General features: G+C 68.7%; 7 protein-coding genes, 1 tRNA gene and 2 pseudogenes. 2 read left to right on the forward strand and 8 right to left on the reverse strand.

The features are described 5' to 3' along the window. Positions 1-16: 16 nt before the first annotated feature. A complete protein-coding gene (gene nrtL / locus ACIP79_RS08815) occupies positions 17-1027 on the reverse strand; it encodes an ArgS-related anticodon-binding protein NrtL (protein WP_401221183.1) in 1011 nt (336 codons plus the stop codon). A gap of 413 nt (positions 1028-1440) precedes the next feature. Further along, a pseudogene (locus ACIP79_RS08820) lies at positions 1441-1962 on the reverse strand (response regulator); the annotation flags it as partial. A 129-nt stretch (positions 1963-2091) separates the two neighbouring features. On the opposite strand from ACIP79_RS08820, the gene ACIP79_RS08825 reads away from it, so the two are divergent. Together ACIP79_RS08825 and ACIP79_RS08830 are read left to right on the forward strand one after the other, a co-directional pair. Then, positions 2092-2163 (forward strand) — tRNA-Arg (locus ACIP79_RS08825). Positions 2164-2798: 635 nt separating this feature from the next. After that, positions 2799-3176 carry a DUF6313 family protein gene (locus ACIP79_RS08830; protein ID WP_401222088.1) on the forward strand — a complete coding sequence of 126 codons (378 nt, stop codon included), beginning with the start codon at positions 2799-2801 and terminating at the stop codon, positions 3174-3176. 550 nt (positions 3177-3726) lie between these two features. Here ACIP79_RS08830 and ACIP79_RS08835 read toward each other — a convergent pair. From ACIP79_RS08835 to ACIP79_RS08860, 6 genes and pseudogenes are all read right to left on the reverse strand, one after another. Further along, a pseudogene (locus ACIP79_RS08835) lies at positions 3727-4088 on the reverse strand (site-specific integrase); the annotation flags it as partial. 687 nt (positions 4089-4775) lie between these two features. Beyond that, complete coding sequence (locus ACIP79_RS08840; protein WP_401221186.1) at positions 4776-5009, reverse strand: hypothetical protein; 234 nt, start codon at positions 5007-5009, stop codon at positions 4776-4778. A 649-nt stretch (positions 5010-5658) separates the two neighbouring features. Further along, a complete protein-coding gene (locus tag ACIP79_RS08845; protein ID WP_401221189.1) occupies positions 5659-6024 on the reverse strand; it encodes a hypothetical protein in 366 nt (121 codons plus the stop codon). Positions 6025-6144: 120 nt separating this feature from the next. Beyond that, the gene (locus tag ACIP79_RS08850; protein WP_401221191.1) at positions 6145-6867 is read right to left on the reverse strand and encodes a DinB family protein; all 723 of its coding nucleotides are present in this window, start codon (positions 6865-6867) and stop codon (positions 6145-6147) included. 290 nt (positions 6868-7157) lie between these two features. Continuing rightward, complete coding sequence (locus ACIP79_RS08855; RefSeq protein ID WP_383684101.1) at positions 7158-7811, reverse strand: fasciclin domain-containing protein; 654 nt, start codon at positions 7809-7811, stop codon at positions 7158-7160. Positions 7812-7887: 76 nt separating this feature from the next. Continuing rightward, positions 7888-9486: a sulfite oxidase gene (locus tag ACIP79_RS08860; RefSeq protein ID WP_401221195.1), complete on the reverse strand. Its 1599-nt coding sequence runs from the start codon at positions 9484-9486 to the stop codon at positions 7888-7890. Positions 9487-9613: the final 127 nt, after the last annotated feature.

Raw genomic sequence — 9613 nt, forward strand, 5'->3', positions numbered from 1 at the left:
TGCGCTTTCTGCTGTGTCAGAGGTATTCGGGTGCGCTGATGCCGAGCAGGGACAGGCCACCGGCCAGCACCGCCCCGGCGGCTTCGGCGAGCGCGAGCCGGGCACGGTGGGCGGCCGAGGGTTTCTCGTCGCCGAGCGGCAGCACGGTGTGCTGGTAACCGAGAAAGGCGTCGGCGACGGTGACGAGATGCCGGGCGAGCCGGTCGGGGCTGCGGTGGGTCGCGGCGGCGGTGAGGACGCGGGGGTATTCGGCCAGGTCGGACAGATCGGCCAGGGGGGCCGGGGAGGCCGACGTGGCGTTCGGCAGGTCCCGCGCTTCAGGGAGGTCTCCCGGCGCGCCGGTGTAGCCGAGTGCCGCGGCGTTGCGGCTGAGGGCCCGGGTGCGGGCGTGGGCGTACCGGACGCGGAACAGCGGGTTGCTCGCACGCTGCACGAGGTGGTCCGCGGTGATCCGGGGCCGGTCGTGGGGCGCGGGGTGGAGCAGGGCCCAGCGGGCGGCGTCCGGCCCGAGGAGGGCGGGGTCCTCGGGGGCGGGGACGGGACGGAGATTGACGGGCTCGGCGTGCCGCACCTCGGCACGGCCGCCCTGGCTGCCGACGATCCGTACGAGCGTGTCCGCGACGACCTCGGCGCGGGTGTCGTAGGGCACGCGCAGCTCGATGACCTGCCCGGCGAGTGCGTCACCGTGCCCGTACCGGCTGCCGCGCCGCAGGATCTCGGAGACGAGCGCCCCCGTTGCGGCGGCCCGGTCGAGGCTGATGTTCAGGAACCCGGGTCCGGTGACCGCGACGTCCGCGATGCCGGGCGCGGCCCGGAGGTACGGCCGGATGATCCCGGCGACCTGCCCGGCCGTCCGCCCGGCCGGCCGGGCCAGCCGCAACGCGACGTTCGTGGCGTAGTCCCCGCATCCCCCGGCCCCCGGCACCGTCACCTGCACCCGCTCCGGCACCACCACGCTCAGCTCCCCCGCCTCCACAGCACGACGCACCGCGCGCAGCACGGTACGGGAGAGCTCGACGGGGGTCACGGGACAAGCCTAGGGGAGGAGGGGGGTGGGTGGGCGAGTCGGATTGGGGGTGGGTCCGGGATTTGGACGGGGTGGGGGTGGGGGGGCGGGTGCGCGGGGGGTTACCTGCGGGTGAGTGGCCGGGGAGGGGGGTGGGGGCCCGCTGACGGTTTGGCCGGGGGACCCGGCAGGGCCCGTGGACCCGGCAGGGCTAATGGGAGCCGACAGGCCGGTGAAGTCGGCAGAGCCAATGGGCTCGGCGGCCCGCGGACGTGGCAGGCGAGGCGAGGTCAGTGCCCGGTGCGGCCGGCCCGCTCGGCGCGCTCGGCGAGGGCCGCACGCGCGGCGAGTTCGGCGTCCTCGACGCCGAAGACGCCCTGGAGCGGCAATACGGTGCCACCACCGTCCCCCGCGCCGCTGTCACTACTACCGGCGCTGCCGCTACCACCACCGTCGTTGCCGTGGCTGCCGCTGCTGCCGTGGCTCGCGCCCCTGCCGCCGTCGGGGGTGCCACCAGGGGTGCCCCCACTCCCCCGACGCTCCATCAACTGCATGACGAGCCGGACGAGTTCGGCAGGTTCGAAGGGCTTGGCGAGGAAGGCGTCGACGCCGACGTCGAGCCCGCTCTCGACCTCGTACTGAGTGCAGGCGCTGACGATGGCAAGGGGAAGGTTGCGGGTGCGCGGATCGGCCCGAAGGCGAGCGGCGGTGCGCAGTCCGTCCAGGCGGGGCATGACCACGTCGAGGGTCACGACATCGGGCCGTACTTGGTGCACGACGTCCAGACACTCGACACCATCAGCCGCGGTCACGACCTCGAGACCCTCCAGCTCAAGGTTGACCCTGATCAGCTGCCGGATGACCTTGTTGTCGTCCACAACAAGCACCCGGCCCGACGCGCCTGGCACAACTTGAGAGTAGGTCCGCACCCACCGCCGCGTCCGGGTTTTCCCCACTTCCACCCCCTCCGGACGCCCAGCCTCCACCCCACCAGAACCCGGCCCCACCCTCACCGAAACCCATGCCGGTCCCTCCCAAAAGAGCTGGTAGGGTTCTACCCGTCGCCGCACACAAAGCGCCGATACGCCCCCGTAGCTCAGGGGATAGAGCAACGGCCTCCGGAGCCGTGTGCGCAGGTTCGAATCCTGCCGGGGGCACCCTGTATAAGGTGGCCTAAGACCCCGCCATCAGCGCTTTAGCTGAGGACGGGGTCTTGGCGTTTGTGCAGGCGGATGCCGCCGGAAGCAACTGTTTGCCAGTGATCACGTAATGGTGACGTAATGATGCTGGCGAGCCTTCCGGTAGGTCAACCTACTCAAGCCTGGGCGGCACATGCCTATAGTCTGCGAGTGCACTGCCAAGGGATAGCTGAGCGAGTACACGGTTCCGTCCCAAGTTGACGACTGCGCTTGCCGACTCGCCCACCACCTCCGGCAGAATCTGCACCTTCGAGAATGCGCGCCACCACGGGGTGCACGCTGGCACACAGGGGGAGCCTTGCCCGTTGGGCCCGTCCCGATCCCGGGTCACTTAAAGCTGCCATCCGCGCGCACGCCACTAGCCAGACGACTACGACGTACTTGGCGCTCGACCAAGGCGCTGAAGGGTGTAAGCCAATGGGTCCTCGATGTCGGACTCCCCATCGGCACCCTGGTGGGGGTTCTATACGTTTTTGCCGCACGCGCTGAAAGCCCTAGCGAGGTCTACCACGCCTTCGCCCTATTGAGCCCTCCCCAATCATGTCCTGCTGTGGATCGCATCGGTCATTGGCTGGCTCCTCGTCCCCGCCATCATTGGTGGCATCGCTGGCCATGTGATCGCGAAGCGAATCGATCGTTCAAAGGCAGTGGCCAGCAACACCGCCTTCACACAACGGCGCTTGGCCCAGCGACTGTCGCCTCCAAGGCTCATCGAAGATCTCCGGCCGTACTTTCATGGGACGCACGCACAACAGGGCTTCGTTGACGCCTGGGTACGCATCGCCCATCGCAACGACTGGGACCGGGCGCAAGATCACTGGGAACTCTTCGTCAAGTACGTCATGTCAACGGAGCAGTACGCCCTCCTGGACAGACACGAATGTCTGCGACAAGCCCAGAACACAGCGAAGATGGCCCTTCGGTTCGCGGCCCTGACTGGTCAGTGCCTTGTCTGCGAGAGGAGGCGCTGACATGCCTGGAGAAGACGCGCTGGAGATCGTCAGGGCTTCCCTGGCACTGGCCATGCCTACTGCAAGCACAGACGGCCTCACCCGGGCCGCGGAGGCTGTGCTCCTCTGGGGGTCGGAGAATGCTGCCGACCATCTTGACGACAGTTTGAGTCGCCGGATGCTTGTCGACCTCTTCGGCGCTGCTCGGGCTGAACCCCGCGACTTTTCGGCAGCAGAACCGGAGCAGTTTGTGCGTGGGTGGGATAGCAACGTCGAATCCGTCGCCCAATATCGGACATGGGCACACACAGACGACATGGTGGACCTCAACCGCCGAGCTCGGCCGCCCGAGCCCGGCGACCCCACGATGCCACCCACGTAGACATTGCGGCGCCGGAGCCATGCCGGGAACTGAGGCAGCATGGCGGCCTCCAGCGCTCGGGAGAACTCAGGGTTCACCGACCGTTTCTCCACGCCTTCGGCGTAGCTTTCCTACGCACGTCCGACACGGCCAGAAGCCCCGGATCACTCCGGGGCTTCTCCGTGCGTGTGAGTGGCGTGTGGGCCGCATTCAGCTTTCGGGGTTGCCCTCCTCTCCCAGCCCCTTCAGGATCCGGTCGTTCATCTCCTGCTCCTGATCTTCAGCAGGACGTCCACCGAGCGGCCGGCGCGAGCCGCCACCTCCGGAGCGGGCACACCGGAGTTGAGCCACTGCGAGACGCCCGCATGGCGGAGGTCGTACGGACGGAAGGCCAGCACGGAGGAAACCTGTCCCGGTACGAGCGCCAACTCGCGCGTCTGCTTCCACACGCGCGAGTACGACGACGCGGCCACGACGTTGCCCCGCTCGCTCGCGAAGAGCCGGCCGTCCTCCGCCGTGCCGAACTCCTTCAGGTGCTCGCGGAGCAGCAGTACCAGCGGAGGCGTTAGCGGTAGAACGTCGCTCGCGGTACGCCTATCTCTTCGATCACTTCGGGGATGGTGAGCATCTTGTCGCGAGGCTTGGCCACGACTCCTCCTTGGGCAAGAGTGCAAGGGAAGGTGGTGGGACCAGCCGAGAGCCGCCACAGAAACCACGAAACACAGAAACCCTGGATTGACGGGCTGACCTGCGACGATGCCGCACAGTGCGGGCCGCCACAGAAACCGCTGGAAATTCCACAGAAATAGGTGGCCGGACCGGTTGGGTCGGTGCCGGGTTATTTCTGTGCGAGCCGCAGGGCGTATGGCCGGAAGGCAAGGGCCGAGTCGGCCTGTTTGGGGCGGAGCGCCAGCTTGCGCGTCTGTTTTCACGGTGCGGGTGTCAGGGGTTTGATTCTGACGTCCAGGGGTTGGGTGGGGTGCCTTGCCAGTCGATCCGGGGGGACTGGGCTACTTCTGTTGGGTCTAGGTCCAGGCCGGCTCGGCGGAGGAATTCGGCTATGTCGGCCAGGTTGTGGGCGAGGCCGAGGATCTCGCCGTCCACTCGTACGCGTCGGGCGCCTGTGGGGGACGGTGGGAGGACTGTCACGCGGATCCGGCCCATCATGCCTTCGGTGTCCTCGGGGTCCTGAGGGTCATCCGGTATGTCTTCGGGGTCATGAGCGTCGTCCGGGAGTCGCCGGTCCGCGTTGTCGTGCGTCATTGGGGGTGCCGTTCGCGTACGTCGTCGGCGGGGCGGGCCAGGGTGCGTAGTTCCCACCACGCGGCGGCAGTTGGGCGGCGTTGCTGCCACTGGGGGTGGAAGAACAGGTGCGCCGAGAGGCGGTACAGGCGCCGGCGCAGTTCGGTGCGGCCGGGGCGTTGGGCCAGCTGGTGGTAGGTGGCTCTCCACTCCTGCTGCGCCTGGGCGAGGTCCTCCGGGAACGATGGCATGGCTAAATTCAAGCATGTGTTCGATTTAATGCGCCAGCCTCGCCTGCGAGCACGCGAGATCGCGAGATCGCGAGATCGCGAGATCGCGAGATCGCGAGATCGCGAGATCGCGAGCACAGAGTTTGTGGTGGGCAGAACCTGGTGCCGGGGTGCGTCGGGCGCGTGAGGTCCGTGAGGTGCCTGTGAGACGGGCGGTCCTTCCGGCCCCCGCGGCGGCTTGGACCTCCGTGCGGAGCCGTTCGGCACGCTCACCTAGGCAGAAACGAGCGTGCGGCTCGGGAGCGGCTGCCAGGAGCATGCGCTGAGTTCACCGCCCGCGTACGCGGCGCGGCTCCGACGTCGTACGGCATGCGCCCTCCCCGGCTTCCGCACCGTCCCTCACGCTGGAGCTGACACGAGACGTGGACTGCCGGAGGTGGACGGTGGGCGAGTGGAAGCAAGGTAAGTGCGGGTGGCCGACCGCTACGGGTAGTCGTTGCCAGAACAAGACGATGAAGGGCACCTCGCGCTGCCATCTTCATCAAGGTGCGTGGACGAAGCGCGGTCAGGCCGAGTTGAAGAAGAGGGCTGGGCGGCGCCGTAAGAAGTAGGCCGTCCTCTCCCCCTACCCCTGTCCCCTGTCCCCTGGGCCTAGGGCCCTGTCGGCGGATCAGTCGCTGCCCGCCCCGGCCCTGTGAAGAAGTTGGGTCAGCAGTACCGCGCCTCCGGCCGCCACCGCTCCCGCGGCGAGGAAGCCGCCGGAGGAGCGCCAGGACAGTACCGACCATCGCGAGTGGGCGGAGAACAGCGAACCCGTGCTGAGCCACGAGCCGGTCGAGATCAGGGACAGGGAAGAGCCGATCGAGCCCACCGACAGGGCACTTCCGATCGAGCCGATCGACAGCGCCGAGCCCACGGACCCCACGGACAGGACCGAACCCACCGAGCCGATCGACAGCACGGAGTCCTGGGACCACAAGGACAGCGCCGAACCGGAGGAGGCACCACGGAACGACCGTACGGAGACCTTTGTCATGAGGCCATCTTGCCCGCTGCTTGATCTGCCCCGCGAGGCCGCGGACGTACGGATAAGCGGACGTACGGATAACGCGGGCGAACGAGTTACGCGCATAACCCGTTCGTGCGCACGAACGGGTTACGCGAACGAACGGATGACGCGGCTCCGCCACAGGTCGCGTAGCAGAGCGATCTCCGCCATGTGGTGGATGAACTCCAGGTTGGCCCCGGACAGGACGGCGATGTAGGGGTCGTCGGGGTCGGAGCCGTACGGGTACTGGGAGAAGCCAACGGTGTCGAGTTGTTCCTCGGTGACGGTCGCGACGCTCGCGCGCCAGCGGTCGATCAGGGTCCAGAACCGGTCGAGGGCCACCGACGCGGAGGGGCTGAAGTCGACCAGCAGTTTCGGCTCCCGGCTGCGTTCGCCGAAGGTCCACTCCCAGCCGCCCTCGAAGTGGAAGTGCAGGTGGGCAAGGCGCCACGCGATGGTCGTCACCGGCGTCTCGTCGGGCTCCGGCTCTCCGGTGTGGGCGAGGATCTGCTCGACCCGCTCGACCCCGACGCTCCAGTCCTCGGCGATCTTGTCGACGCTCATGCCACCGGCGGCCTGTCGGGCGACCTCGGCGTACTCGTTCGCCGGGATGTCCGCGGCGCCCAGGTCGAGAACCCACTCCCCCGGCCCGAACGCCCTCGGGGTCGTCGCCTCACCCCGGCGCCGGATCGACCAGCAACCGGGTACCGGCTCCCACAGGTACTCCTCGTCACTCAGCCCCGTCAGCCGCACCTCGGCCATCTCCCTGGCGCGGTCGAACTGGTCGAGCAACAGACCGAAACGGTCCGTCCGCGTGTCCCCGGAATCCATGTGTGGCCCCCTCACGGTCGCCGCCCGTGACCGGGCGCACGCTCCGGCGAAGCTAGCGGCTCACCCCGCGGAGACGCGACCGATTAAGCCGTGTGCGACGACTTCACCGACATCGCCGGACACCGAATCACCGGTCGCCGACACCCCGGCCTCGGATCACAAAAGACATAAAGAGGGGGCGCCCGGGAGAATCCCCGGCCACCCCCTCCCCCCGTCGCAGCCGGCCACCCCCGGACGCCGCCGTATCCCTGTCCCGGGTGGCCGGTGCGCGAGCCCTCAGCCGACCGCCGTCAGCTGGTCGGCATGAGGACCGTGTCGATGATGTAGACGTTCGCGTTGGCGGTCTTCACGTTGCCGCAGACCACGCTGGCGGAGTCGTTGACCATGTAGGACTCGTCCGAGCCGGAGGTGGTGAGCTTGGACTTCTCGAGGGTGGCGAAGGAGCCGTTGTCCAGGTCGGTCGGGGCAAGCTTCTGGCCGACGACGTGGTAGGTGAGGATCTTGGTCAGCTGGGCCTTGTCGGCGAGGACCTTGTCCAGGGTGGCCTTCGGGATCTTGGCGAAGGCGTCGTTGGTGGGCGCGAACACGGTGATGTTCTGGGCGTTGTTGAGGGTGTCGACCAGGCCCGCCTTCTTGACCGCGGTCACCAGCGTGGAGAGGGCCGGGTTGTTCGAGGCGGCGGTGGCCACCGGGTCCTTGGCCATGCCGTCGAAGGAGCCCGCGCCCTCCGTGGGCACCGACGCGCACGCCGAGCCGAACGGCGCGTCCGCCCCGGAGGCGCTGCCCGACATGCTGTCGTCCGACGCGGGGGCCGACGCCGACGCCTCGCTGGAGGAGTCCGACGACGCGGTGTCGCTGCTGTCGTCGGAACAGGCGCTGAGGGCCAGCGGCAGCACGGCGGCGGCGGCCACGGTCATGGCGACACGACGGATACGAGTGTTCATGGTGCTTCTCCTGATGGATTGATGCGGCCGCGGCCGCGCTCATATGGGGGTGGTAAAGGTGGCTTTTGGGGTGGGGTCAGTCCACGGTCACGACCACCGAGTGCCGGCCGCTCGCACCGTCGGGGATCGTGCGGGCCCGCTTCTCGGTCTGCACCGCGCCGGTGCGGTCGGTGGCGCGGACGGTGAGGGTGTGGCCGCCCTTGGTGGCCTTCCAGGGGTAGGACCACTGGCGCCAGGTGTCGCGGGAGTCCTCGGCGGCGAGCCGGGCCTCCTGCCACGGGCCGTCGTCGACGCGGACCTCGACCTTGTCGATGCCGCGGTGCTGCGCCCAGGCGACACCGGCGACCATGACGGTGCCGGCGCCGGGGCGGGCAAACGGCTTGGGGGTGTCGATACGGGACTGGGTCTTGATCGGCGCCTGGCGGGCCCAGTCGCGCTTCACCCAGTAGGGGTCGTAGGAGTCGAACGTGGTGAGCTCGATGTCCTTGATCCATTTGCAGGCGGAGACATAGCCGTAGAGGCCGGGCACCACCATGCGGACCGGGAAGCCGTGGTCGAAGGGCAGCGGCTCGCCGTTCATCCCCACCGCGAGCAGGGCGTCGCGGCCGTCCATCACGTCCTCGACCGGGCTGCCGATGGTCATGCCGTCCACCGAGCGGGCCACCAGCTGGTCGGCAGGGCCGCCCCGGGACGGCGGCTTCACCCCGCACTCGGCCAGCACGTCGGCCAGTCGTACGCCGATCCAGCGGGCGTTGCCCACGTACGGGCCGCCGACCTCGTTCGACACACAGGTCAGGGTGATGTCCCGTTCGACCAGGTCACGCCGCAGGAGGTCGTCGAAGGAGAGGGTGAGCGGTCGGGTGACGCCGCTGCCGTGGATGCGCAGCCGCCAGTCGGTCGCGTCGACCTTGGGCACCACCAAGGCAGTGTCCACGCGGTAGAAGTCCTTGTTCGGGGTGGTGAAGGAACTGACTCCGGGGATCCGCAGCTGCGCGCCCTTGGGCACGGCCGGCGCGCGGGAGGTTGGCGTCGGCAGGACCAGGTCCTGGCGTGAGGCGACGGCGTCCCGGCCGCTTGATCCGTTCAGGGCCCGGCCCAGCACCCCGGCGCCCGCGGACGCGACGGCCGCCGCGCTCGCCGCGATCACGAACCCGCGCCGGTCCCATACGGGCCCCTGCGGCGATTCGACGTCCACCGGGTCCGCCCGGCCCCGCAGCGGCCCGACGAGGAGGAACAGGGTCACCGCTCCGACCAACGCGCCCACCACGGAGGGCAGCGCGTCTGAGAGTCCCGTCGAGTCCGGCCGGCTGATCGCGGCGGCCGCGCCGACGACTCCGAAAAGCAGTACGCCGACGGCCCCGGTACGCCGGTATCGCAGTGCGACAATTCCCAGGGAGAGGGCGAAGAGAGTCAATACGGCGAGAATTCCGAGTTGCAGTACGAGTTTGTCGTTGGTGCCGAAATTCCGGATCGCCCAGTCCTTCATCGCGGCGGGCGTGCGGTCGATCGCCGCGCCCCCGACCGCGATGACAGGGCCTGCTTGCGGACGTACCCAGGCAGATACGAGTTCCGCGACAGCCAGCGCGGCGAATCCCGCCAGAACACCACTGAAAGCGCCGAGCGCGGGCCGCGTCCAGCTGCGGGGATTTCGCCGTTCCTTCTTGTCTTCGGTCACGTGGGGAATCCGATCCAGAACGGTCGGCGGATTGGTCGATCACCCGGTCTGATGAAGTTTTTTCTCGGACCAATCCGCACCTGTCCGCGCAACGGATTACCCGAATCGACAGCGCCCGGCCGGAGCC

This window comes from Streptomyces sp. NPDC088747, from assembly GCF_044751025.1.
Taxonomy (GTDB): Bacteria; Actinomycetota; Actinomycetes; order Streptomycetales; family Streptomycetaceae; genus Streptomyces.